This is a genomic window from Arthrobacter sp. UM1, from assembly GCF_020483305.1.
Taxonomy (GTDB): Bacteria; Actinomycetota; Actinomycetes; order Actinomycetales; family Micrococcaceae; genus Falsarthrobacter.
In genome coordinates this window covers 334,189-359,448 of sequence record NZ_JACWAB010000001.1, presented here as the reverse complement: position 1 = coordinate 359,448, position 25,260 = coordinate 334,189, and the positions used below count along the sequence as shown (strand labels likewise).

Here is a 25,260-nt window from a genome sequence, read left to right as displayed (position 1 = left end):
ACACCTTCCCCAACAAGGGTGGGCAACCTTCCCCAACAGTCCGGCGTGTCGAAAGACCGGAGCACCCCATTCTCACCCGATGAGGGCAGCGGGCAAGACTCGTTATCCCTCACCTCTTGTTGCAACGTCAGTACAGCGGATTTACCAGTAATGGGTGTAGTGCGTAACTGAGGTGACTGTACTGGGTTGTTCTCTCTTGGACGGCATATGGGTAATAGGGTCACTCAGTAATAGCGTTTTGACATAGACCAACCCAGGAAAAGGTAGCTGCTGGACCGTACGCAGGGCCTCAGGCAGGGACCGCCCGAGCCATTCGAGACGGGCCATGTCGAGCACCTCGTCGGCATCGTCGCGCAGGTACTTGAGCACAGCCGCCAGGCCGGGCCTGTCGGCCCGCGCGTCGCTCAGGCGGTCCGTGACACCTTGGAGCATCCAGCGCCCGTCAGAGCGGCCTCCTGGCCCTCCAGGGAGCCCCCTGGTCGCGGGTGCTCACGCGGGCGTAGCCGACCTTCATTAGCCCTCCTCCGCCTCCGTCGGCGGATCGAGCGCGGCAAGTGCGGAGAGCTGATCTACCCGACCCCTCACGCGATCGAGCACGCTATCCATCAGGGTCTCCATGCGGGCCCAGTCCGGCAGGCCATCAGTGTCGGCAGGAAGTTTGATCTCCATGCGCAGGCACCGGCCGATGCTGGCGATGTCGCCGTAGGAGAAGCGGGACCTGAGCCCGTTCAGCACTGCGTCGAGGAACAGCAACTGGTTTTCGGTGAGCGTTTCAATGGGCCGGAGCAGCTTCGCGTTGTTGCTGACGACCACAGGCTCGCTGTGGAAGGCGACGAACCCGACCGCGCCCTGCCCCGTGCCGACCAAAGTGAGTGCAGGCCCATCCGTCACCACGTAGCCTTTCGAGATGCAGTACGCCTCACTGATGGTTCGCGGGCGGTAGGGCACTGTCGACAGGGCGGCAAGAAATTGCTTCGAGGCATCCACGATGCCCTCCATGACGGTTGCCATACCAGCCCAGTCCGGTGCCCCCTCAGCGTTGACTGGCAGTTTGTTTCGATCGTTGCTCATCTTCTCTGCCGTCCATTTCTCCGTGAAGAAGAAGCGGACGCCCATCCCTCGGAAGATGGCGCAGAGGAACTGGCCAGCCATGCGCGTGAGCTGGTGGTCGCGAGGAGCCAGGACGTTCACATCATCGCTCGCCCAATACTCGAAGTCGTGGAAGAAGGCCTGTTCCACGCTCCCGTTGTAGGCGACGGTGTTCGTGTCAGGGCCAGGAATGGGGCGTGTGGGCCCTGCACGCCCATTCCTCCACGTCAGTGACACTCTTGGCTTTCCCTGTAACTGACGTGTCTACGTCGTACACACTGTCAACAACGTCAAGCCCTTGTCGACACAGGGAAGAAGGATGGGAAAGGTCGCGCGGTTGCAGATAACCGGATGACGACGCGACGACCCCAGCCCCTCCCCGTCTCGCAGCTATGCGAGCGAAGAGATCACACAGGAAGCGAAGAAGACCTGCATTGCGGCGCTACCGCGTGTTGTCGATTACAACGAAGGCAAGAAGTGGGAGCACACAATCTCGAATGTGAAGTTCTCAGAGCCATTCGAGGAAGCCTCCATGCCCGGCCATCCGCCTACGACGGTCTATGAAGCCCATGGCTCATACACGGCTACACCAACCGGTGCAAACACCCGCATCGCCGAGGGGCCCGTCACGTCCCAGCAGATGTGCCGTTATTGGCCTAACCGTGAAGAGGCTGAATGGATCAACCAGCAACCGACCAGTTCTGCTGGGTTAAATCCGCGGTGCCCGTAGCTGCTTCCCTGCGTTCAGGTCCTTCACCATCTGTTCCAGTCGCATAGGGTTATCGCGCTTCCATCCACGAGCCATCGCCCACTGGGCCATTCGAGATGCCGGCAACTGCCCGTACTCAGTCTTGAGATTCTTCAGCCCGTTCAGCAGGTCGCGCTTTTCGTATCCGCCGTCTACAGAATTGCTCTGGTTCAACTGGGTGCCCGTGTTGTCTAGAGCCTCAATCATGCCGTCAGTCAGAGGTGGCTCTTCTTCTCGGCCGAGGCCTCTTGTAGGGTCAATGTGCGTCGTTAGACGCTGGGCCCCCAGAAGTTCCGACCACGTCTCTAGGGGGTCACTCCAATACAGAACGCACAGGGCAGTCATGTCTCGGGTGGCCATCAGCCTGGAGATGTCTTTCGGGTTCGCGTAGAAAGCAAGTACAGGGCCCGAGGCGTTGAGGATCGTGACGTCTTTGCTGATACAGACTTGGAAGCCTGGGGTTCGGTCCAGACTCCTTGGCGTCAGCTCCCCTGTATAAGTTGCTTGAGAGGGGAACCAACAAGTGACTTTCTGCCCGGGTCGCATCTGTTCATCCGCCCATAGCACCCCTTCAGCTACTCCCTCGTGGGTGCTGCCTTGGGCGATGGCCACTGGGCCTTGAAACTCTGTCTCAAACATGACTATTTCTCCTCACAAAAAAGTGAACTCGGTTATTCTCTCACCTGTGCAGCTCAGCCAAGGACCCGTCGGGCCGCTGGCAGGGCCTGCATGGCCTTGAAGGTCTGTTCCAGTCCGGCTACGAGCACTTGCCGAACTTCGTCTGTGAGAGCAGGGTCGGCCTCGATGGAGTTGCGCTGCTCATGCAGGGCCAGGGAGTAGTCCCCGTAGGTTTTCATGTCCTCTTGTTCCCGGGTGATCTGAACCTAAGTCAGTGCAAGAAGCCAAGGAAAACAAACAATCCCGGCCAATTTCTTGGCCGGGATTGTTTCGAGCTCAGATCCTTGAAGTTTCGATCTGAACCCTTCTGTGCGCGAGGGGGGACTTGAACCCCCACCCACTTATACGTGGACTAGCACCTCAAGCTAGCGCGTCTACCTATTCCGCCACCCGCGCAGGTGGTGATTCCGAAGGCCGGGAGCCTCCGTCAGCAACTCGATCAACTCTACCAGGCGCGGGAGCCGCCTCCGAACCACGGGCCTCCGACGGCGTTTCTCCGGACTCCTCGCGGCCGACCGGGAGCAGGGCGACGGCCAGCGCCGCGAGGACCAGCACAAGCCAGACGAGCAGCGTCTGCCGAGGACCGATCACGTCGCCGAGCGCTCCCCCGGCCAGAGCGCCTGCGGGCACGGACCCGTACCCGACCGTCTGCAGCAGCCCCATGACCCGTGGAGTCTCGCGACCTCGAAAGGCGGTGCTGGCCCAGGTGAAGATCGCGACGTTGAAGACGGACATGACGAAGCCGTACAGGGCGGACTGCCCCGCCACGGCCCAGAAGGCCAGCTCCCCCGTGTCCGCCGCGGCCCACAGGACTGCGACGCAGAGCCCGAGGACCGCGCAGGTTCCGCTGCGGAGAACGCGCCCGCTGATCCGCGCCATGAGCGGCTCCGCGGCGAGGGCCCCGAGCACACCACCCACCGCGCCGGCGGCCACCGCCGCGCCGATCGCGTCGAAGCCCAGGCCGAGAATCCGGTTCTCGTAGACCGTGGTCACGCTGCTCCCGAGCGCGAGCCCCGAATTGGAGAGCAGCAGCGCGGCCGAGAGCGCAAGGAGCTGGCGCCCGCGGGGACCTTGGACGATGCCCCTTCCCTGGCGGCTGGGCGAGCCCTGGTCTCCGTCCCTACGAGCCGCCGCGCCGTCAGAGTCGATCTCCTCCGGCTTCGGCTCTCCCGTCCGAAGCCGGAGCATGAGGACGGCGGACAGGGAGGCGAGCAGCAGAGCCGCAGCCACGAGCGGCGAGGGCCCGGCTGCCTCCAAGGTCAGTCCTGAGAGTGCCGGGATCACGATGCCGCAGGTCTGGACGAGGGCGCTCCGCCGGGACGCGGCCTTGGCCAGGAGCGATTCCTCGAACATGCGGCTGACCATGGACGACGACGCAATGCCGTGCGCAACCGCGAACACGCCGGCGGCAGCGGACAGAGTCCAGAGCAGCGGGACGGTGAGCGTCCCCTGCACGAGAGCCCCGAGCAGCACCGCGAGGAGAAGAGCGTCACCCGCAGCAGTGACCGCTTGGATCGAGGCGGTTCGCCAGCGAACGAGCAGCCGCCCTGCGGGCAGGGAGAGGACGAGGAAGGCGGCCGTCTCGAGGGCGTTGGCCACCCCGACGTCGCTCGGCGTGCCCGCGAGTGTCTTGACGAGGATGAAGTCGTTGGACTGCGAGATGAACAGAGCCGTGACGGCCATGGACACGGTGCTGGACCAGTACAAGGTCCTCGACGTGTTCACGGACATCAGCTGCTCGGGGACGGCACAAGCCCGAGCGGCCTGTGAAGAATCAGCCTCCTGGCGAACAGCCCGATATCCGGAGACAAACGTCTGTGTGCATCCATGTCCGGACCTTATCGCACGGTCTCTTCACGTACAAACACCTGTTTGCATGCGATCACCGGGGTCTTTTCGCGGCCACGCCTGGCGGCCCTTGAATGTGACGAGAAAAAAGCGGCCCCGGAACTGTGTGGTTCCGGGGCCGCTCCGATCCCGAAGGATCTGTTCTGTGCGCGAGGGGGGACTTGAACCCCCACCCACTTATACGTGGACTAGCACCTCAAGCTAGCGCGTCTACCTATTCCGCCACCCGCGCAGGTGACTTCCAGCGGCCTGAACCGCTGTCAGCAACGGAGAAGACTCTACCAGTGCGCCGCCGGAAGTCCAAATCGAGGCTCGCCGCCGAGCCTCGAGGGCAACGATCAGGCGCTCGCCGACGCAGCGAGCTGCTCCACATCGCCCGTGAAGTGCGGCTTGCCCGTCTTCGCGCTCCACCCCGTGTACCGGACGGCGCTCACGTCGGACCCCGCGAACCGCTCGGGCGCACCGCGCTCGACGTCGATCCGCAGGTCCACTCGACCCGGCAGCCGCACGGGCGCCATGAAGCGCACGGTCCAGCGGAATCCGGCCTCGACTCCGGGCGGCAGGGAGGACTCCAGTGCCCGCGAGGCCGTGTACATGCCGTGCGCGATCGCCGAGGGCATGCCCAGCCCCTTCGCCGTGAGGGCGGAGAGGTGGATCGGGTTGTAGTCTCCCGAGACCCCCGCCCAGGCTCGGCCGGCGTCCGCCCCGAGCGTCCACTGGGCCGTCCGCCCCGAGAGCTCCAGCGGCTCCTGGGCCTGCTTCTCCGCCTTCCCGGCGAGGAAGACGCCCCGGGCGAGGTTGGTCGCGCGGCTCGAGAACACGAGCTCGTCCCCGCGGAGCATCTCGACGACCACGTCCGCCGTCGTCCCCGCCGAATGCGGAGCGAGACGCTCGGCGCGGGCCCGGACGGTGAGGACGTCGTCGAACGCCACCGGCGCGAGATACTCCACCTCGTTGACGAGGTGGACCATCCCGAGGACGGGCAGCGGGAAGTCCGGCTCGAGCATGAGCTTGACCGCGAGCGGGAAGCCGAGCACGTGGAGGTACTCGGCGGAGGCGTGCTCCCCCGCCCGGCCGCCGGCGGTCTCCCGCAGGCGCCGGTCGGCCTCCCGGTCCGGGCTCACGTTCTCAGAAACGAGAACCGTCTCCGGCAGGGCGCTGCCGCGGCGGCCGCGCGAGAGCTTGGCCGCCACCGCCTGCCGCGCTGCCTGCGCGTAGAGCGGGCCGAGAGCCGGAAGCTCAACGGTGCGCTGGTGCGATGTCACTGCGTCTCCCATGCCTAGGCCCCCACCAGGTTCTGGCCGCAGACGCGCAGGGTCTGCCCGCTGATGCCGCCGGCCGCGCCCGAGACGAGGAAGGCGATGGCCTCGGCCACGTCCCCGGGCTGGCCGCCCTGCTGGAGGGAGCTGAGGCGGCGGGCCACCTCGCGCGTGACGAACGGCATCCTCGCGGTCATGTCCGTCTCGATGAAGCCCGGCGCGACGGCGTTGATGGAGCCGCCGCGCTCCTGGAGCCGCGGCGAGGTGGCCGCGACCATGCCGATGACGCCCGCCTTGGACGTGGCGTAGTTGGTCTGCCCCCGGTTTCCGGCGATCCCGGAGGTCGAGGCGAGCGAGACGATCCGCCCGTCCTTGGCGAACGCCTCGGAGGAGAGGAAGGCCTCGTTCATCCGCAGCTGGGCCTCGATGTTGACCGCGATGACCGAGTCCCACTTGGACTCGTCCATGTTGGCGAGCAGCTTGTCCCGTGTGATGCCCGCGTTGTGCACCACGATGTCCAGCCAGCCGTAGCGCGTGCGCGCGTGGTCCAGGATGCGCTGTCCCGCGTCCTCGGCCGTGATGTCCAGCTGGAGCGCAGTGCCCATGACCTCGTTGGCCACGGCGGCGAGCTGCTCCCCCGCCGCCGGGACGTCCACGACGATGACCTGGGCCCCGTCCCGTCGGAGCGCCTTCGCGATGGACGCGCCGATGCCGCGGGCCGCGCCCGTCACCGCTGCGACCTTGCCCTCGAGCGGGCGATCCGGGTCCGCGGGCGTGTACCCCTCCGCGCTGTCGACGCGCAGGGGCTGGCCGCTCACGTACGCGCTCCGCCCGGAGAGGAAGAACCGGACGGCACCCCAGGCGGACGGGACCGTGAAGTCCAGCCCGTCCTCGAGGACGACGGCGTTGGCCGTGCCGCCGTGCCGCATCTCGTGCGCGAGGGACCGCATGAGGCCGAGCGTGCCCTGACGGGCCGCGGCGACGGCGGGATCCTCATGCTCAGCCGGACGCGTGAGGACCACGACCCGCCCGCTCTTGCCGAGCTTCTTGAGGGCCGCGCCTGCGGCGAGCGCGGTCTCGCCGAGGTCGGCGGGGCGCCGGGCGTCGTCGAGCCCCAGGATCACCGCGGCGAAGCGGCTCGCCGAATCCGGGTGGCGGCGGACGTCGATCCCCTCCTCGTGGAGAAGACGGGCGAGGGCGTCGGCTCCCGCACTCGAGCCGAGCACGAGGACGGTGCCCTCGATGAGGGGCTGTCCCGGCTCGTAGCGGCGCAGGCGCGCGGGCTGCGGGAGGCCCAGCCGCGAGGCGAGCTCCTTGCCGAGGCCCGCGTGGACGAGCTCTGCGTACTTGTCAGTCATGGTCAGTGAGCCTCCAGTATCGCGGCGACGCCGAGGCCGCCGGCGGCGCAGACCGAGATGAGGCCCCGGCCCGAGCCCTTCTGGTGCAGGGACTTGGCGAGCGTGGCCACGATGCGGCCGCCGGTGGCCGCGAACGGGTGGCCCGCCGCGAGCGAGGAGCCGTGCACGTTGAGCTTGGCGCGGTCGATGCTGCCGAGCGGCGCGTCGAGGCCGAGCTTCTCCCGGCAGAACTCCGGCGACTCCCAGGCCTTGAGGGTGGAGAGCACCGTGCCGGCGAAGGCCTCGTGGATCTCGAAGAAGTCGAAGTCCTCGAACGTGAGGCCGTTGCGCTGCAGCAGGCGCGGCACGGCGTAGGCGGGAGCCATGAGCAGGCCCTCCTCGCCGTGGACGAAGTCCACCGCGGCCGCCTCGACGTCCACCACGTCGGCGAGCATCGGGAGGTCGTGGGCCTGGGCCCACTCCTCGCTCGCGAGCAGGACGGCGGAGGCGCCGTCGGTCAGCGGCGTGGAGTTGCCGGCCGTCATGGTGGCCTCCTCGCCGAACTGGCGGCCGTAGACCGTCTTGAGCTTGGCGAGCTTCTCCATCGAGGAGTCGGCGCGGAGGTTGTTGTCCTTGGCGAGGCCGCGGAACGGCGTCACGAGGTCGTCGAAGAACCCGCTCTCGTAGGCCTTCGCGAGGCGCTGGTGGCTCGTGAGGGCCAGCTCGTCCTGCTCCTCGCGGGTGACGCCCCAGGCGTGGGTGGTGATCGCCTGGTGCTCGCCCATCGACATCCCGGTGCGCGGCTCGCCCGTGCCGGGGGCCTGCGGGGCGAGGTCCTTGGGGCGGAGGCGGCTGACGGCCTTGAGCTTGGCGCCCGCGGTCTTGGCCCGCGAGAGCTCCAGGAGGGTCTGGCGCAGCCCCTCGGAGACGACGATCGGCGCATCGCTCGTCGTGTCCGTGCCGCCGGCGATCGCGGAGTCGATGCGGCCGAGCTTGATCTTGTCGCTCAGCGAGGCCACCGCCTCAAGGCCCGTGGCGCAGGCCATCTGGACGTCGAAGGCCGGCGTGTCGGAGGAGAGCTGCGAGCCGAGGACCGACTCGCGCATGAGGTTGAAGTCCTTGGAGTGCTTGAGGACGGCGCCGCCGGCGACCTCGCCGATCCGCTCGCCCTGCAGGCCGAAGCGGGCCACCAGTCCGTCGATGGCGGCGGTGAGCATGTCCTGGTTGGAGGCGTGGGCGTACGCCCCGTTGGAACGGGCGAACGGAATGCGGTTGCCGCCGACGACGACGGCCTTGCGGGTCTTGCCCTGTGCGGCCGCGCCCGCCGCGGCGGAGCGGTTCTGGCTGTTGGTGCTCAATGTCTCTCCCAGTGCTCGCGGTCCCCGCGATCTGCGGGGACGGTGTGTTCGGGCCAAGGGCCCTGTACCCGAAACCCAGCGTACTTGATACGCTCGGTACCGTGAAGACTGAATCCAACGACGACGGCCGCAGCCGCCGCTGGGACGCCCACCGCGCCGCCCGGCGCCGCGAGCTGGTCAAGACCGCCATCGGGGCCATCGACGAGCTCGGCCCGCAGGCCTCGATGGAGGACATCGCCTCCGCGGCGGGCACGTCCAAGTCCGTCTTCTACCGGTACTTCGAGGACAAGGCGGGCCTCCAGGAGGCCGTCGCGGACCGCGTCCTGCGCCGGGTGCGCCGCGAGCTCGTGGCCGCCGTCGAGGACGGAGAGCACGCGCTCGACGCCCTGCGGAGGATGCTCGGCGCCTACCTCCAGCTCATCGAGCGCTCCCCCAACACGTACGCCTTCGTCACGCAGGACTTCTCCTCGGACGAGATCCGGGGCTTCTTCAAGACCGTGACGGAGCTGATGTCCCAGTCCCTCGCCGACGTCCTCGGCGAGGCCGAGAAGACCTCGCCGTCCGAGCGCGAGGCCGTCCTGGCCTACTGGCCCCACGCGAGCGTGGGACTCATCCGATCCGCCGCGGAGACGTGGCTCTACTCCCCTCCCGCCGCCCGGCCGTCCCTGGCCGAGATGCGGGACCTCATCACCGGCTGGCTGGCCTACGGGCTCGCGCCGTCGGCGTCCCTCCCCACAAGTCCCTCCTCCCACCGCTAGATGGAGACACCATGACTGAGAAGCACACCATCCCGGCCTCGCGGGACGTCCACGACGACGCTGACGCCCGCATCGACGTCCCCCTCCTCGAGAAGGCCCTGCTCGGCCGGTACGCCGAGGCCCGCTCCGCCTCCCGCGAGCTCGTCAAGGACCCCGCGTTCCACAAGATCGAGGGGCTCGGGCTGGAGGAGCACCGCGAGCGCGTGCTCGGCCAGCTCAAGAAGCTCGTGGAGGCGAAGGCGGTCCAGCGCGCGTTCCCGGCCCGGTTCGGGGGCAGCGACGACCACGGCGGCAACATCGCCTCCTTCGAGGAGTTCGTGACCGGCGACCCGTCCATGCAGATCAAGGCGGGCGTGCAGTGGGGCCTCTTCGGCGCGGCCGTGCTCCACCTCGGCACCCAGGAGCACCACGACCGCTGGCTGCCGGGCATCGCTTCGCTCGAGATCCCCGGCGCGTTCGCCATGACCGAGCGAGGCCACGGCTCGGACGTCGCCTCGATCGGCACCACCGCCACGTATGACCCGGAGGCCGAGGAGTTCGAGATCCACACGCCGTTCACGGCCGCGTGGAAAGACTATCTCGGCAACGCGGCGCTGCACGGGGTGGCCGCCGTCGTCTTCGCCCAGCTCATCACGCGCGGCGTGAACCACGGCGTGCACGCCTTCTACGTGGACATCCGGAACCCGGAGACGGGCGAGTTCCTGCCGGGCGTGGGCGGCGAGGACGACGGCGTCAAGGGCGGCCTCAACGGCATCGACAACGGCCGCCTGCACTTCACGCGCGTCCGCATCCCGCGCGCCAACCTGCTCAACCGGTACGGGGACGTGGCCGCGGACGGCACCTACTCCTCCCCCATCGCCTCCCCGGGGCGCCGGTTCTTCACGATGCTCGGCACGCTCGTGCAGGGCCGCGTCTCGCTGGACGGCGCGGCGACGAACGCCTCGAAGCTGGCCCTGCAGATCGCGGTCCAGTACGCCCAGGAGCGCCGCCAGTTCACCACGGCCTCGCCGATCCGCGAGGAGGTGCTCCTCGACTACCAGCGGCACCAGCGCCGCCTCATCCCGCGGATCGCGAAGGCGTACGCGATGAGCTTCGCCCACGAGGAGCTCCTGGAGAAGTTCGACGACGTCTTCTCCGGGCGGGACGACACGGACCTGTCCCGGCAGGACCTCGAGACGCTCGCGGCCGCGCTCAAGCCGGTCTCCACCTGGAACGCCCTGGACATCCTCCAGGAGTGCCGCGAGGCGTGCGGCGGCGCCGGCTTCATGGCGGAGAACCGGTTCACGTCCCTCCGGGCGGACCTCGACGTGTACTCCACGTTCGAGGGCGACAACAACGTGCTGCTCCAGCTCGTGGCCAAGCGCCTGCTCGGCGACTACGCCCGTCACCTCAAGGAGCTGGACACGTCCGGCCGCGCCCAGTACATCGCCAACCAGGCCGCCGAGGCGGCGCTCAGCCGCTCAGGGTTGCGGCGCCTCGCGCAGACGGTGGCGGACACGGGCTCGGAGCGGAAGTCCGCGATCGCGCTGCGGGACCCCGCCACCCAGCGGGACCTCCTGACGGACCGGGTCAACACCATGGTGGCTGCCGTCGCCATGGACCTGCGCGGCAGCCGGAAGCTGAGCGCGGAAGAGGCCGCGGAGCAGTTCAACAGCCACCAGGACGAGCTCATCGCAGCGGCCAAGGCCCACGGCGAGCTGCTCCAGTGGGAGGCGTTCACGCGGGCGCTCGAGCGGATCGAGGACGAGGGCACCCGCTCGGTGCTCACGATCGTCCGAGACCTGTTCGGGCTGTGCCTCATCGAGGAGAACCTCGCCTGGCACCTCATCAACGGCCGGATCTCCACGCAGCGGGCCAAGACCCTGAGCGAGTACATCAACCGCCTCCTCAAAAAGCTCCGCCCGCACGCGGCGGACCTCGTGGCGGCGTTCGGCTACACGCAGGAGCACCGGCGGGCGCCGATCTCCAGCGGGAGCGAGCAGGAGCGCCAGGACGAGGCGCAGGCGTACTACCACGCTCTGCGCGCGTCGTCGGACGCTCCGATCGACGAGAAGGTGCTGCACGCCAAGGCGAAGGCGCCGAAGAAGTAGCCTGCGCCCGCGCGCCCGCAACGGCGAGCCAGCTGCGGCGAGCCCGCCACGGCGCGGTGCCCCGAAGGCCCCTCCGGTCCGCCGGAGGGGCCTTCGGTATCCTTGAACGGCTATGAGCAGTTCCGTGCCGTTCCCAGACGCCGATCCCCTGGACCCCTCCGACGTCGAGGCCTGCCTGCGCGTGCTCGCGCGCATCCACGAGTTCCCGGAGGACCACCCGGACTACGTGGCGGTCCGCCGGGCCACGGGCAAGATGTTCAAGGCGGTGAAGAAGTACCGCCGTGACGTCGCGCGCGCCCACGTCCGGGACCTCGACCGCTCGGTGCTCGAGGCCACCGCCACGGCCTCGCCGGAGAGGATCGACGACGAGACGCGCGGCTCCCAGCTGACCTCCCGCTCGACGACGCGGATCGCAGGGCACCTCCGGACTCCGCGCGGCTGCTACATCTGCAAGGAGCCCTACACGCAGGTGGACTCCTTCTACCACGCACTTTGCCCCGAGTGCGCGGACTTCTCCCACGGCAAGCGGGACGCGCGGACCGACCTGCGGGGGCGGCGGGCGCTGCTCACCGGAGGCCGGGCGAAGATCGGCATGCACATCGCGCTGCGCCTGCTGAGGGACGGCGCGCACACGGTCATCACCACCCGCTTCCCGAAGGACGCGGCACGCCGGTACGCGCTCATGCCGGACGCGGCCGAGTGGATCGACCGGCTGGAGATCGTGGGCATCGACCTCCGTGACCCTGCCCAGGTCATCCGGCTCACGGACCGGCTCGCCGCCGAGGGCCCGCTCGACATCATCATCAACAACGCCGCGCAGACCGTGCGCCGCTCGGCGGGGGCCTACTCCGCGATCGTGGCCCGCGAGGACGAGGATCTGCCCGCCGCGCTTCCGGCGGCTGACGGCGGAACCCTGCCCGCTCCCGAGACCGTCACGCTCGGCCGCGCGCACGAGCGGCACCCCCTGGGCGCCGCCGGCCAGCTCGCGGCTCCGGGCTCCCATGCCGTCCTCGGCGCCGCTCCCCTCGAGGCGCTCGACGTGGCGCGGGCCGGCATGGAGATGGGACACGCCTCCCTCGAGCGCCACGAGCTCGGCACCGCGATCGACGCCGGCGGCCTCATCCCGGACACGGCGGACTCCAACTCCTGGACGCAGACCGTCTCCCAGGTGGACGCGCTCGAGCTGCTCGAGGTGCAGCTCTGCAACGTCACCGCGCCGTTCCTCATCGTCTCCCGCCTGCGGCCCTCGCTCCGCGCGTCTGCGCACCGGCGGACCTACGTGGTCAACGTCTCCGCGATGGAGGGCCAGTTCGGCGGCCGGCGCTACAAGGGCGCGGGACATCCGCACACGAACATGGCCAAGGCGTCCCTGAACATGCTGACCCGCACCTCGGCGCGGGAGATGTTCGAATCGGACGGCATCCTCATGACGAGCGTGGACACGGGCTGGATCACGGACGAGCGCCCGCACGCGGACAAGCTCCGCATGGCGCGCGAGGGCTGGTCCGCGCCGCTCGACCTCGTGGACGGGGCGGCCCGGGTGTACGACCCGATCGTCCGCGGCGAGGCCGGCGAGGACCTGTACGGCGTGTTCCTCAAGGACTACCGGCCTGTGCCGTGGTGAGCCCTGGTCGCGGGGTGACACCTCGTCCCGTGGTGAGACCCGGTCCCGGAGTGAGGCGCGGGACGCGCCGCCTCAGGCGAGGCGCGTGATCTCCACGGAGACGTTCAGCGTGGATCCCCGGCCTCCGTTGAGCAGTCCGCGGAGCGGCGTCACGTCCCGGTAGTCCCGCCCGCGGGCCACGGTCACGTGGAAGTCGCTCGCGTGCTTGTGGTTGGTCGGGTCCCAGGAGCGCCACTCGCCGTCCCACCACTCGACCCACGCGTGGGACTGCCCCGTCACGGTCTCGCCGATGCCTGCGGAGCTGCGCGGGTGGAGGTAGCCGGAGACGTACTTCGCCGGGATGCCGAGCGAGCGCAGCGCCCCGATGCTGAGGTGGGAGAGGTCCTGGCAGACGCCCTTGCGGTGCTCCCACGCGTCCTGCGCGTTCGTCCGCACCCCGGTGACGCCCTGCACGTACGTCATCTCGCCGCGCAGCCACGCGAAGACGGCCACCGCCGCCTCGTGCGGGGACTTGCCCTGGGCGATCCCCTTGACGATCGAGCGGACCTCCTCGCCCGGCTCCGAGAGCCCGGACTGCGGCAGCCAGTCCGCGAAGCGGTTGACCGTGTCCTCGCTGAGCAGCTCCTCCCAGTCGGCCTGGTTGTCGGCGGTCAGGGGCGGCTCGGCGCGGGCGATCTCCACCGTCGTCGTCGACTCGACGCTCATGGCCGTGTGCCGGACCTGGACGTCGAACGCGGAGACGCGGGTGCCCCAGTAGTCCTTGAACGTCATGACGACGGCGTTCGAGGGCTTGACGTCCACGGTGGAGTCGAGGACGACCTGCTGCGAGTCCGTGAGCGGGGTCATGCGCACCTCGTTGTAGCTGTGCGTGACCGTGTCGTTGTACTGGTACTCCGTGCTGTGGCGGATGTGCAGTCGGGTCATCGGTTCTCCCCCACCCAGGCAAGGTCGACGTCGTGTGTGAAGTAGGTGCGCGTCACCGCGTTGCTCGCCTCGGCGCAGGCCTTCTGGACCCGGTCCATGTGCTCCGGGACCTCCTCGAGGAGGTTCTCCGCGCGGTGGAACTCGAGGAAGGTGCGGGCCTGGCCGACCACCCGGCGGGCGTCGTTGATGAACCCGACGCGCTGGAAGCTCGGGTCCAGGCTCGCCAGCGCCTTCTCCGCCTCGCGGAGCGAGAAGACGATCGAGCGCGGGAAGAGGCGGTCGAGGAGGAGGAACTCCGCCGCGTGCTCGTCCCCGAAGGCCGAGCGGCGGGAGCGGAGGAAGGACTCGTAGGCGCCCGCGCCGCGCAGCATGGTCACCCAGGACAGGCCGGCCCCGGCGAGCTCGCCCGTCGAGAGCATGCGGGCCGTCATGTCCGCGCGCTCCAGGCTGCGGCCGAGCACGAGGAACTGCCAGGCCTCGTCGTGGCTCATCGTGGAGTCCACGATGCCCCGGACCATGGCGGTCCGCTCCTGCACCCAGTGGCAGAAGCGGTACGTGCCCACGACGTCCTTGCGGTGCTGGCTCAGCCCGTACCACGTGGTGTTGAGGCTCTCCCACAGCGCCGAGGACACGGTCTCGCGGGCCCGGCGGGCGTTCTCGCGGGCGGCCACGAGGGAGCCGGCGATGGACGTGGCCGACTGGCGGTCGTTGGCGAGGGCCGCGACGACGTCCTCGAGGGTCAGCTCCCCCGCCTCGCGCGGGCGGGCGCCCATGACGCCGAGGAGGTCCGCGGCGAGCAGGGACTGGTCCTCCGGCGCCAGCTGGTTGAGGCGCTCCAGGTGGACGTCGAGGATGCGGGCGGTGCCGTCCGCCCTCTCCACGTAGCGGCCGATCCAGAAGAGGGACTCGGCGATGCGGCTCAGCATGTCTGCTCTCCTGCCTGCTGTTGCTGCTGCTCCTCGGCCGAGTCGAGCCGGCCCTTCTCGAGCGGCCAGACGCTCGTGCGCTCGCGCACCGGGGCCGGCGTGAGGGGGCCGACGCCGGGACGGCGGCCGTCCACGACCCACGTGTCCTTCGATCCGCCGCCCTGGGAGGAGTTGACGATGAGCGAGCCCTCCTTGAGCGCGACGCGCGTCAGCCCGCCGGGAAGGACCCAGACGTCCTCGCCGTCGTTCACTGCGAAAGGACGGAGGTCCACGTGCCGGGGGCCGAAGCTCGAGCCGGACATCGTGGGGACCGTCGAGAGCTGGAGGACGGGCTGGGCGATCCACCCGCGGGGATCCGCCGTGACCTGCTTGCGGAGGCGGTCCAGCTCGTCCTTGGAGGCGTTGGGGCCGATGACGATCCCCTTGCCGCCCGAACCGTCCACGGGCTTGAGCACGAGCTCGTCGAGGCGGTCCATCGTGAACTCGAACGCCTCCTTCTCCTCGAGGCGGTACGTGTCCACGTTCGGGATGATCGGCTCCTCGCCCAGGTAGTAGCGGATGAGGTCCGGGACGTAGGAGTAGATGAGCTTGTCGTCCGCCACGCCGTTGCCGATGGCGTTGGCGATGGTCACGTTCCCCGCGCGGGCCGCGTTGACGAGGCCCGGGCAGCCGAGCAGGGAGTCCGTGCGGAACTGGAGGGGGTCCACGAAGTCGTCGTCGATCCGCTTGTAGATGACGTCCACGCGCTGCTCGCCGCCCGTGGTGCGCATGTACACGCGGTTGTGGCGGACGATGAGATCGCGTCCCTCCACGAGCTCCACGCCCATGAGGCCCGCGAGGAGCGTGTGCTCGAAGTACGCCGAGTTGTACACGCCCGGGGTGAGGACGACGACGGTCGGGTCCTCCTCCCCGTTCGGCGCGGACTTCCGCAGCGCCGAGAGGAGGCGGTGCGGATACTCGTCCACGCCGCGGATCGCCTGGTCGGTGAACGCCTCCGGCAGTCCCTTGGCCATGGCCCGGCGGTTCTCCAGGACGTAGGAGACGCCCGAGGGCACGCGCACGTTGTCCTCGAGGACGCGGAAGGTGCCCTGGGCGTCCCGGATGAGGTCGATGCCCGCGATGTGGACGCGGACGCCGCCCACGGGACGGAACCCGCTCACGGCCCGGTGGAAGTGGGCGCTCGAGGTGATGAGGCGGCGCGGCACGATCCCGTCCTCGACGACCTTCATGTCCCCGTAGACGTCGTCCAGGAACGCCTCGAGGGCCTTGACGCGCTGGGCCACGCCCGCCTCGAGCGGATCCCAGACCGCGCCGTCGATGACGCGGGGGACGATGTCGAGGGGGAACGGGCGCTCCTCGCCCGCGAAGTCGAAGGTGACGCCGCGGTCGAGGAACGTGCGGGCCATCGAGTCCGCCCGCGCAGTCACGTCCTGCAGGGTGAGAGACTCCAGCACGCGGTTGACCTGTGCGGCCTCCGGGCGGGCGCGGCCGTCTCGATCGAACATCTCGTCGAACCACGGCGCGGCGGCCACCTGCTCCCGGTAGCCGTTGAAGAGATCTGCCATACCGGCAGTGTTGCAGGTCGAGGCCCCCGATGCACACGCGTCCGGCAGGCGGGCCCCGTGGGAGAATGCCGGACATGGCCACCTCCGGATCCTCAGCCCTCTCCCGGCTCGCTCCAGGCGTCCTCTTCTCCGCCGGCGCGGCGGCCCTCGCTCTCCTCCTCCACTCGGCCCTCCCCGCGGTCCCCTGGCTGACGCTCTCCTTCCTCGCGGGCCTCGCGCTCTCCTGGGCTGCGACCCGCCTCGCCCGCACCCGGGGGCTGCGCGAGCGGGCCGAGCCCGGCATCGCCTGGGCCGGGAAGAAGCTCATGCGCTTCGGCGTGGTTCTCCTCGGCTTCGTGGCCTCCCTCGGAGACATCGCCCGCCTCGGCTGGCTGCCGATCGTCGCCACCGTGCTCGTCGTGCCCGCGTCCCTCGCCGTGACGTGGGCGCTCGGCCGCCGGATGGACCGGGACGAGCGGCTCCTCCTCGCCACCGGGTTCAGCATCTGCGGTGCCTCCGCCATCTCGGCGATGGCGGCCGCCCGCGGGATCGACCACCGCAAGACCGCCATCCCGACGGCGCTCGTCACCCTCTGCGGCTCGCTCGCCATCGGCCTCATGCCCCTCCTCATCGCGCTGACGCACCCGAGCGCGCCCGCCGCGGGGGCGTGGATCGGGGCGAGCGTGCACGACGTCGGCCAGGTGGTCGCCGCCGCCCAGTCCTCCGACGCGCTCGTGGCCGGCGCCGCGGGCTCCGTCGTCGCGCTCGCCGTGGCCGTCAAGATGATCCGCGTGGTCTGCCTCGCCCCGGTCACCGCGGTGGCGAGCCGCTGGGGCCGCCGGGACTCCGAGGGGCGCGGGCAGGCCGCCCCGATCGTCCCGCTGTTCGTCCTCGGGTTCGTCCTCGCGCTCGCGGCCCGCACCTGGCTGCCGATCCCGGAGGGCGTGCTCCACGGCGTCGGCCTGCTGCGGGACACGGCCCTCGCCCTCGCGCTCGCCGCCCTGGGCGCGTCGGTGGACCCCCAGGCCCTGTGGAACCGCGGCCGCAGCGCGCTCGCCGCTGCCCTCGCGGCCTGGGCGGCCATCCTCGTGCTCGGCTGGCTCGTGGCCATGTCGACGACGCTCTCCGGCTGACTCCCGGCGCCGTCTCCGCACGGAGACGAGTGAAAAGATGACGCGCGACACATAGAGTGGACTGCGTGCATGCTCAGAATCTGACCCGCCAGGAAGCCCGCCGCCGCGCCGAGATCGTCTCCGATGTCTCCTATGCGATGGAGATCGACGTGACCCGGGCGCCGGACGAGGACGTCGAGACCTTCGGCTCGGCGACGACCATCTCCTTCACCGCCGCGGCGGCGGAGGAGGTCTTCGCCGACTACGAGGCGGCCGCCGTGCACCGGGTCAGCCTCAACGGCGAGGAGCTCGAGCTCGAGGCCGCCGTGACGCCCGGCCGCGTCCGCTTCACGCCGCGCGAGGGCCGCAACGAGCTGCGGATCGAGGGCGAGAGCCGCTACAGCCGCTCGGGCGAGGGCATGCACCGCTACCGGGACCCGGCGGACGGCCAGACGTACCTCTACACGCAGTACGAGCCCGCCGACTGCCGCCGCGTGTTCGCGACCTTCGAGCAGCCGGACCTCAAGGCCGTCTACCAGCTGACGCTCACCGGCCCCTCCGGCTGGGTGCTCGAGTCCAACGCGCCCGCGCGCCGCCGGACCGAGGGCGAGGGAGCGGACACGGTCGAGTTCGAGCCGACGCAGTCCTTCTCCACGTACATCACGACCATCCTGGCCGGCCCGTACTTCATCGCCGAGGACCGGTGGACGGCCGACATGGCCACGGAGGCCACGCCGGACGCCCACGACATCAGCCTGCGCCTGTTCTGCCGGGATTCCATCAAGGACCTCCTCGACAGCGAGACGCTGTTCGAGCAGACCAAGAAGGGGCTCACCTGGTACCAGGACGTGTTCCGCTCGGCGTACCCGTGGGGCGGGAAGTACGACCAGGCGTTCGTCCCCGAGTACAACCTCGGCGCCATGGAGAACCCCGGACTCGTGACCTTCACGGAGGAATACCTCTACCGCGGCACGCCCACCGCCCTCCAGATCGAGTCCCGCGCCAACACCCTCCTCCACGAGATGGCCCACATGTGGTTCGGCGACCTCGTGACCATGGTCTGGTGGGACGACCTCTGGCTCAAGGAGTCCTTCGCAGACTTCATGGGCACGCTCGCCGTCGCCGAGGCCCTCGGCCGCCCGGAGTCCTGGGTGACGTTCGCCAACCGCCGCAAGGCCTGGGCGTACGACATGGACCAGGGGCCCTCCACGCACCCGATCGTGGCGGACATTCCCGATCTCGAGGCGGCCCGCCAGAACTTCGACGGCATCACCTACGCCAAGGGCGCCTCCGTGCTCAAGCAGCTCGTGGCCCATGCCGGGCAGGAGGCGTTCATGGCCGCCGCCCGCACCTACTTCGAGCGCCACGCGTTCGGCAACGCCCGCCTCGCGGACCTCCTCGCCGTCCTCGAGGAGGCCACCGGCAAGGACATGCGCCAGTGGGCCGCCCTCTGGCTGCAGACGGCCGGGGTCTCCCGGCTCTCCCTCGCCGTCGAGCGGGGCGAGGACGGGCGGATCGCCAAGGCCGTCCTCCACCAGAGCTCCGAGGACCCGGTGAGCGGCATCCCCGTGATCCGGCCCCACACGCTCGGCATCGGCGCGTACGAGCTCAAGGACGGCCGCATGGTCCGCACCTGGACCACGCGCGTGGAGCTCCAGGGCCGCTCGGCGGAGGTGCCGGAGCTCGCGGGCCTCGAGCTCCCGGAGGCTCCGTCCTTCCTGCTCGTCAACGACGAGGACCTGACCTACGCCACGGTCGAGTTCGACAAGATCACGGTCAAGACGCTCGTGGAGCACGCCCACCTCATCGAGGATCCGCTGGCGCTCGCCGTCGTGCTCTCCAACCTCCGGGAGATGCTGCGGGCCGGGAAGCTGCCGGCCCGGGACTTCGTGGGCGTGGCCCTGCGCGTGGCCGCCTCCACGGAGGAGGTCGGTCTGGCCACGGTCATGCTCCAGCGGGCTGTGCTGGCGGCGCGGCGGTTCGCGCCCGCGAGCGAGCGGCCGCAGCTCACCGCGCAGATCGCCGACGCGGCGTGGGAGCGCCTGCGCAGCGAGGACACGCCGGCCGGCCACCGCAAGGAGTACGCGCTCACCGCGGCGGCGGTCGCCCGGACGGACCGGACGGACGATGCCGAGGCTCTGCTCGAGGGCTCGCTCTCCCTGCCGGGCTTCGAGCCCGACGACGACGTGCTGTGGCAGTTCGCCGCCGCCCTCGCCGCGGCCGGGCGGCTCGACGAGGAGCGGATCCAGGCCCGGTACGACGCGAAGCCGTCCGCCTCCGCCGCCCGCATGCGCATCCAGGCCCGGGCCGCGCGGCCCGGCGCGGAGAACAAGCAGCGCGTCTGGGACGAGGCCTGGGAGGACGAGAGCCTCTCCAACGACTCGATCTCGGCGCTCGCCGCCGGCTTCAGCCGCGATGACGCCCGCGTGCTGGACCCGATCCGGGCCGACTACACGGAGCGGCTGCTGCCCGTCTGGGAATCGCGCTCGCAGGAGATCGCCTCACGGCTCGTGGGCGGGTTCTTCCCGCTGGACCTCGACGCGGACGGGAACGGCACGCACGCGTTCGTCGACTCCCTCGAGGAGTGGCTCGGCAAGCACACGTCCGCGCCCGCCGCGCTGCGACGGATCCTCGAGGAGAATCTGCACACGCTGAGGCTTCAACTGCGGGCGCAGCGGCGGTCGCGGGACGCGGTGTAGGGAGGCCCATGGCGCCTCGGCCCGGGATCGAGGCCGGGACCGAAGCTTGGGCCCAAGGCAGCGACTGAGGGCCGAGACAGCGGCCCCTGACAGAGAAAGGCCCCGCTCGCCGAAGCGAGCGGGGCCTTTCCGTGCGGCGGGAAGACTACTTCTTCTTGCCGAAGCTCTTGAAGCGCTGGTTGAAGCGCTCGACGCGGCCGGCCGAGTCCATGATGCGCTGCTTGCCCGTGTAGAACGGGTGCGAGGCGGCCGAGATCTCAACGTCGATGACGGGGTACGTGGTGCCGTCCTCCCACTCGATCGTCTTGTCCGAGGAGACGGTGGAGCGGGTGAGGAACTTCTCGCCGGAAGCGAGGTCCCGGAAGACGACCGGAGCGTACTTCGGGTGGATGTCCTTCTTCATGATCAATCCTTTGGGAATCGTGCGCCTGGTTTTTGCCAGGGTCGCGGTAGCGTGTCTCGGATTGCCGAGCAACCTTTGCAGTCTACCGGACTCGCACCCGGGTCTCCCAAAACGCCACGGCGGCGGCAACCTGCTCCTGCGCGCTGGCGCGACGTGCTAAGCTGATCGCACCACATCCCCCACGCCTCTCCGCGATGCGCACTTGGGGGATTTTTCTTTGCCTGCGGCCAGGAGGTGCCCCTGTGACGGGATCGCAAAACGCGGCACGGCTGCCCCGTCCACGGGGCACCCGCACATTCGACAAGCCGGCGCTAGACCTCGACGATCTCATCAGGCTTCTCTCCACACGGGGGCTGGTCATCCCAGACCCGGAAAGGGCTGCCCGCTATCTTCGCCAGATCGGCTATTACCGCCTCTCGCCATATACGATCCCCTTTCGGAAAAAGAATCTTGATCATCACTTCCGCGAGGGAACAGATTTCGACGACGTTTTGGATCTCTACGTCTTCGACCGAGCTCTGCGTTTGCTGGTGTTGGACGCACTCGAAAGAGTCGAGGTAACAATCCGTGCCGCGCTGACGGACCACATGTCCACAGCCTATTCCGATCCCCACTGGTATATGAAGGGGGAGCATTTCGCGAACCAGTCAAAGCACTCCAGGCTGTTGAGCATCGTGAAAAGCACCTGCGATGAGCGACTGCGCGGGATACCAGAAACGGAAGATGGCTCGTTGGTGCACCGCTCGGCCCTGGAGCACTACCTGACTACCTATGCGCAGCCCGAGTTGCCGCCATCTTGGCTTGTTGTCGAAACTCTGACGATCGGTCAGCTGGCCAATTCTTACCGAAATCTGCGGCGTCGTTCTGACCGCACGACGGTGGCCAAGAGCCTGGGGCTCACGGCACCGCTTCTGGAATCTTGGCTTCATACGTACGTTCGGGTCAGAAACATCTGCGCTCACCACGGCCGCCTGTGGAACGTGGGGCTCGGCGTCTATCCTGCCATCCCGACCTCCTCGACAATCTCATGGCTGACGAGCTCCGATTCGTTGCCTGTCCAGTCCAGGAAGCGTCTATATCCGGTTCTGGTCTCACTTCAGTCCGTACTCGACACCATCTCCCCTCACAGCACATGGGCCCTGAGACTTCATGACCTGCTCAGGACCCGACCGAAGTGGAACCTCGATGGAATGGGCATCTCTCAAGGCTGGGCCGATGATCACTTCTGGAACCGTCACCTCGAATGAGTACGGATCAGCTACATCACCGAGTTGCGTAGAACGCCACGGCCGAGGACGCAGCAACGTTCAACGAATCGACGCCCGCCATCATCGGGATGATCACTCGCCTGTCCAGCGCGGCCTCCGTGGCTGCTGAGAGTCCATGGCCCTCGTTGCCGAACACGAGGGCCAGACGATCATGGTCTTGGGCCACGAGCTCGTCGAGGGTGATTGACCCCGCACCCAAGGTCATTCCCGCCACAACGTAGCCTTCTGCCTGGAGCTCCTCCACGCCTGAAGGCCATGCAGCGAGCCGGGTCCACGGCACCTGGAAGACGGTGCCCATCGAGACGCGAATCGCTCGTCGGTAGAGCGGATCTGCGCAGTCAGGTGTGACCAGCACTGCGTCGACTCCCATCGCCGCCGCGGAGCGGAAGCACGCCCCGACATTGGTGTGGTCCACAAGCCCGTCGAGAATCGCAACGCGGGAGCGGCTCGGTGCCCGTGACGCCAGCTCCCCCACACTCGGCAGCGGCTTGCGCCAGAAGGAGGCCAGCCCTCCGCGGTGGAGGTGGAAGCCCGCGATCCGCTCGAGTGCGCGCTCCGAGCCGACGAACACGGGAACGTCCGGCCACGCGGTGAGCTCCTCCTCGAGGTCCGGCAGGTGCTTCTCCGCGAGGAAGAAGGACCGGGGCCGGTATCCGGCCGCCAGGGCGCGCTTGACCACGAGCGTGGTCTCCGCGATGAAGCGGCCGCGCTCCACGTCCTGCTTCTGGCGCAGCGCGGCGTCCGTGAGCCGGGCGAAGTCAGCGAGCAGGGCGGCGTCGCCGTCGTCGTCGGCCGTGAGGTTCGCGAGCTCCCGGGGGTCCGCGTCCTCGGGAAGCCAGCGCAGATTCGAACCGCTCATGCCACGAGCTTCCCGATCATGACCGCAAGGGCCACCACGCCGAGCGCCACGATGATGCCGCGCAGGACCACGGGCTTGAGCCGCCGGGCGATCTTCCCGCCGAGCGTGCCGCCTGCGAAGCTCGAGACGGCGATGACGAGGACCACCCACCAGTTGATGCGGTCGAAGGCGAGGAGCACGTAGCTGACGGCCGCCACGAGGTTGACGAGCATGACGAGGAGGTTCTTGAGGGCGTTCTCGCGCTGGATCCCGGCCATGAGGAAGATGCCGAGGATGCCCATGAGCAGCACGCCCTGCGCCGCCACGAAGTACCCGCCGTAGACGCCCGTGAGGAAGACGAGGAGGACGGTGAGCGGCGTGACGCGGCGGCGGGGCTTCCGCGCACTCGCCTCCCCCTGCACAGCGCTCCCCTCCGCCGTCGGGCCGCTCTGCGCGGCCTCCTCGCGCCTCGCGGCCACGATCCGCGCGAGCCTCGGCTGGAAGACGACGCACAGGATCGCTACGAGCGTGAGGAACGGCGCCACGTACCCGAACACCGACTCCGGCAGGTGCAGCAGGAGCGAAGAGCCCGCGATGCCGCCGAGCAGAGAGGCCGGAGCCAGCACGGCGAGCTCTCGGCGGACGGTCTTCAGCTCGCGGCGGTAGGCGATGACGCCGGACGCGTTGCCGGCGATGAGGCCCATCGCGTTGGACATCGTGGCCGTGACGGGCGGGAACCCGAGTGCCACGAGCACGGGGAACGTGACGAGCGTGCCCGAGCCGACGACGACGTTGATGCCGCCGGCCCACAGCCCCGCGAGGGCGATGAGGACGACGTCGAGAAGGCTCATCGGGTTAGCTTCGGGCGGACAGGGCGCGGCGGGTCAGAGGCACGGCACGCGGGTCAGCGGGCCGAGGCGAAACGACGGCCCTCGACCTCGCGGATCTGGAGGGGCATGTCGAAGACCTCGGAGAGCTTCTCGTCCGTGAGGACCGAGTCGATCTCGCCGGCGTGGACCACCTTGCCGTCCGCCATGAGCGCCGCGTGGGTGAACCCCGGCGGGACCTCCTCGACGTGGTGCGTCACGACGACCATCGCCGGAGAGTCAGGGTTGCGCGCCAGGTGGTTGAGCCGCGCCACGAGGTCCTCGCGGCCGCCCAGGTCCAGCCCGCCGCCCGGCTCGTCCAGGAGGAGCAGCTCGGGGTCTGTCATGAGCGCGCGGGCGATCTGTACGCGCTTCTTCTCCCCCTCGGACAGCTGGCCGAAGCGGCGGTGGAACAGCGTGCCCACACCCCACTTCTCGAGGAGCATGAAGGCGCGGCGCTCGTCGAACCGCTCGTACTCCTCCCGCCAGCGGCCCGTGACGCCGTAGGCCGCGGTGACGACGGCGTCCAGCACCTTCTCATCGTCCGGGATGTGGCCCGTGAGCGAGGACGAGGCGAGCCCCACGCGCGGGCGCAGCTCGAACACGTCCACGCGGCCCATGGTCTCGCCGAGGATCTCCGCCGTGCCGCTCGTGGGATGCAGGCGAGCCGCCGCCATCTGGAGCAGAGTGGTCTTGCCCGCGCCGTTGGGGCCCATGACCACCCACCGCTCGCCTTCCTTGACGGTGAGGCTGGCCGAGTCGAGGAGCTTCTTCCCACCGCGCACCACGGTGACGTCTTGGAGCGAGAGCACGTCAGTCATGCGTCCCAGCCTATCGCGGAGCCTCGGGCGATTCGCGGGATACGCTGGCCCCATGCAGAACGAGTTCGCCCCTGCCGCCCAGGTTCCCCCCGCTCAGCCAGAGGCGCCGCTAGCGTGGTGGCGCGCCTCCTGGTTCTCGGTCCGTCCGGGAGCCCAGGTCCCGCCGCTGTTGCGCGACCTCGCCGCGAGCCGCGGCGGCGTCATGAACACGCACCAGGACACGACGACGGACCCCGTGCTCGCCGCCTGCTCCTGGACCGGCCGGGCGCCCGAGGAATCGCTGCCCGAACTCGGTGAACTGCTCTCCCAGCAGGCGGAGCCGGGCGAGTTCGCGTTCGTCGTCGGCCCGGCCGCGGCGCCCGGACCGAAGGCGATCGCGTTCGACGTCGACTCGACGCTCATCGAGCAAGAGGTCATCGAGCTCCTGGCGGAGCGGGCCGGCAAGCGCGAGCAGGTGGCCGAGGTCACCGCAGCAGCCATGCGCGGAGAGCTGGACTTCGCTGAGTCCCTCCGCGCCCGGGTGAAGACGCTGGAGGGCCTGCCCGAGTCGGTCCTCGAGGAGACGGCCGGCAGCATCACTCCCACCACGGGCGCCCGCGAGTTCATCGCGTTCGCCACGGCCCGCGGGCACGCCGTGGGAGCCGTTTCGGGCGGATTCACGCGGGTGCTCACTCCTCACGCCGAGGAATGGGGCCTCACGGACACGCTCGCCAACGGGCTCGGCGTCGAGGACGGACGCCTGACGGGAGCCGTCGAGGGCGAGATCGTCACGGCCGAGACCAAGCGGGACTTCTGCCTGCGGCTCGGAGGGCCTGAGACGACGGCCCGCGTCGCTGTCGGCGACGGCGCGAACGACGTGCTCATGGTCCAGGCCGCGGACCTCGGCGTGGCCTTCTGCGCCAAGCCGGTCCTGGCCGAGGCCGCCCATCTCCGGCTCGAGGTCCGGCACCTCGGCGCCCTTGCGGCGATCGTCAACCTCAACCCGACTCCCCCAGCGGCTGCGGGGGCCTGACGGGCCGGCACTGCCCGCCGCCCGGAGGGGTGTGGCGGCGTCGCGGCCGAAAATGGAG

General features: G+C 69.3%; 20 protein-coding genes and 2 tRNA genes. 7 read left to right on the top strand and 15 right to left on the bottom strand.

The genetic code is table 11. The features are described 5' to 3' along the window. Positions 1-513: 513 nt before the first annotated feature. The 8 genes from H9I38_RS01700 to H9I38_RS01665 form a co-directional block, all read right to left on the bottom strand. Positions 514-1,239 (bottom strand): hypothetical protein, encoded by a 726-nt coding sequence (locus H9I38_RS01700; protein WP_226336889.1) that lies wholly within the window; start codon positions 1,237-1,239, stop codon positions 514-516. A gap of 559 nt (positions 1,240-1,798) precedes the next feature. Next, positions 1,799-2,476 (bottom strand): hypothetical protein, encoded by a 678-nt coding sequence (locus tag H9I38_RS01695; RefSeq protein WP_226336888.1) that lies wholly within the window; start codon positions 2,474-2,476, stop codon positions 1,799-1,801. Between the two features lie 349 nt (positions 2,477-2,825). Then, positions 2,826-2,911, bottom strand: a tRNA-Leu gene (locus H9I38_RS01690). Beyond that, a complete protein-coding gene (locus H9I38_RS01685) occupies positions 2,894-4,222 on the bottom strand; it encodes an MFS transporter (RefSeq protein WP_226336887.1) in 1,329 nt (442 codons plus the stop codon). The genes H9I38_RS01690 and H9I38_RS01685 overlap by 18 nt, the downstream gene beginning before the upstream one ends. Positions 4,223-4,509: 287 nt before the next feature. Then, a tRNA-Leu gene (locus H9I38_RS01680) sits at positions 4,510-4,595 on the bottom strand. A 106-nt stretch (positions 4,596-4,701) separates the two neighbouring features. Beyond that, on the bottom strand, positions 4,702-5,628 hold the full coding sequence (locus H9I38_RS10885; protein WP_226336886.1) for a MaoC/PaaZ C-terminal domain-containing protein: 927 nt from the start codon (positions 5,626-5,628) through the stop codon (positions 4,702-4,704). A 14-nt stretch (positions 5,629-5,642) separates the two neighbouring features. Continuing rightward, positions 5,643-6,980 (bottom strand): 3-oxoacyl-ACP reductase, encoded by a 1,338-nt coding sequence (locus H9I38_RS01670; RefSeq protein WP_226336885.1) that lies wholly within the window; start codon positions 6,978-6,980, stop codon positions 5,643-5,645. A gap of 2 nt (positions 6,981-6,982) precedes the next feature. Beyond that, positions 6,983-8,317, bottom strand: coding sequence for an acetyl-CoA C-acetyltransferase (locus H9I38_RS01665; protein ID WP_226336884.1), 1,335 nt, complete (start codon positions 8,315-8,317; stop codon positions 6,983-6,985). A gap of 101 nt (positions 8,318-8,418) precedes the next feature. On the opposite strand from H9I38_RS01665, the gene H9I38_RS01660 reads away from it, so the two are divergent. The 3 genes from H9I38_RS01660 to H9I38_RS01650 all read left to right on the top strand — a co-directional run bounded on the left by H9I38_RS01660 (position 8,419) and on the right by H9I38_RS01650 (position 12,789). After that, on the top strand, positions 8,419-9,075 hold the full coding sequence (locus H9I38_RS01660) for a TetR/AcrR family transcriptional regulator (RefSeq protein WP_226336883.1): 657 nt from the start codon (positions 8,419-8,421) through the stop codon (positions 9,073-9,075). Between the two features lie 11 nt (positions 9,076-9,086). Then, complete coding sequence (locus H9I38_RS01655; RefSeq protein WP_226336882.1) at positions 9,087-11,165, top strand: acyl-CoA dehydrogenase; 2,079 nt, start codon at positions 9,087-9,089, stop codon at positions 11,163-11,165. Between the two features lie 112 nt (positions 11,166-11,277). Continuing rightward, positions 11,278-12,789, top strand: coding sequence for an SDR family NAD(P)-dependent oxidoreductase (locus H9I38_RS01650; protein ID WP_226336881.1), 1,512 nt, complete (start codon positions 11,278-11,280; stop codon positions 12,787-12,789). 72 nt (positions 12,790-12,861) lie between these two features. On the opposite strand, the gene H9I38_RS01645 is transcribed toward H9I38_RS01650, so the two are convergent. Genes H9I38_RS01645 through H9I38_RS01635 form a run of 3 tightly spaced genes read right to left on the bottom strand, consistent with a single transcriptional unit; the run spans position 12,862 to position 16,204 of the window. After that, complete coding sequence (locus H9I38_RS01645; RefSeq protein ID WP_226336880.1) at positions 12,862-13,713, bottom strand: transglutaminase family protein; 852 nt, start codon at positions 13,711-13,713, stop codon at positions 12,862-12,864. After that, positions 13,710-14,639 (bottom strand): alpha-E domain-containing protein, encoded by a 930-nt coding sequence (locus tag H9I38_RS01640; protein WP_226336879.1) that lies wholly within the window; start codon positions 14,637-14,639, stop codon positions 13,710-13,712. Before H9I38_RS01640 ends, H9I38_RS01645 begins: the two co-directional genes overlap by 4 nt. Next, positions 14,633-16,204, bottom strand: a complete 1,572-nt coding sequence (locus H9I38_RS01635) for a circularly permuted type 2 ATP-grasp protein (RefSeq protein ID WP_226336878.1) — start codon at positions 16,202-16,204, stop codon at positions 14,633-14,635. The genes H9I38_RS01640 and H9I38_RS01635 overlap by 7 nt, the downstream gene beginning before the upstream one ends. Before the next feature lie 74 nt (positions 16,205-16,278). Between H9I38_RS01635 and H9I38_RS01630 the strand changes: the two genes are divergently transcribed. Continuing rightward, complete coding sequence (locus tag H9I38_RS01630; RefSeq protein ID WP_226336877.1) at positions 16,279-17,316, top strand: YeiH family protein; 1,038 nt, start codon at positions 16,279-16,281, stop codon at positions 17,314-17,316. Positions 17,317-17,381: 65 nt separating this feature from the next. Continuing rightward, positions 17,382-19,994, top strand: a complete 2,613-nt coding sequence (pepN, locus tag H9I38_RS01625; protein WP_226336876.1) for an aminopeptidase N — start codon at positions 17,382-17,384, stop codon at positions 19,992-19,994. Between the two features lie 145 nt (positions 19,995-20,139). On the opposite strand, the gene H9I38_RS01620 is transcribed toward pepN, so the two are convergent. After that, positions 20,140-20,397, bottom strand: coding sequence for a type B 50S ribosomal protein L31 (locus H9I38_RS01620; protein ID WP_226336875.1), 258 nt, complete (start codon positions 20,395-20,397; stop codon positions 20,140-20,142). 242 nt (positions 20,398-20,639) lie between these two features. Between H9I38_RS01620 and H9I38_RS01615 the strand changes: the two genes are divergently transcribed. Then, the gene (locus H9I38_RS01615; RefSeq protein WP_226336874.1) at positions 20,640-21,644 is read left to right on the top strand and encodes an Abi family protein; all 1,005 of its coding nucleotides are present in this window, start codon (positions 20,640-20,642) and stop codon (positions 21,642-21,644) included. Between the two features lie 16 nt (positions 21,645-21,660). On the opposite strand, the gene H9I38_RS01610 is transcribed toward H9I38_RS01615, so the two are convergent. The 3 genes from H9I38_RS01610 to H9I38_RS01600 are packed head-to-tail and all read right to left on the bottom strand — an operon-like array spanning position 21,661 to position 24,190. Continuing rightward, positions 21,661-22,524: a TrmH family RNA methyltransferase gene (locus H9I38_RS01610; RefSeq protein WP_226336873.1), complete on the bottom strand. Its 864-nt coding sequence runs from the start codon at positions 22,522-22,524 to the stop codon at positions 21,661-21,663. After that, entirely contained in the window at positions 22,521-23,354 is an 834-nt protein-coding gene (locus tag H9I38_RS01605; protein WP_226336872.1) for a sulfite exporter TauE/SafE family protein, read from the bottom strand. The genes H9I38_RS01610 and H9I38_RS01605 overlap by 4 nt, the downstream gene beginning before the upstream one ends. Positions 23,355-23,407: 53 nt before the next feature. Further along, the gene (locus H9I38_RS01600; protein ID WP_226336871.1) at positions 23,408-24,190 is read right to left on the bottom strand and encodes an ABC transporter ATP-binding protein; all 783 of its coding nucleotides are present in this window, start codon (positions 24,188-24,190) and stop codon (positions 23,408-23,410) included. Positions 24,191-24,242: 52 nt separating this feature from the next. On the opposite strand from H9I38_RS01600, the gene serB reads away from it, so the two are divergent. After that, entirely contained in the window at positions 24,243-25,202 is a 960-nt protein-coding gene (gene serB / locus H9I38_RS01595; RefSeq protein WP_226336870.1) for a phosphoserine phosphatase SerB, read from the top strand. Positions 25,203-25,260: the final 58 nt, after the last annotated feature.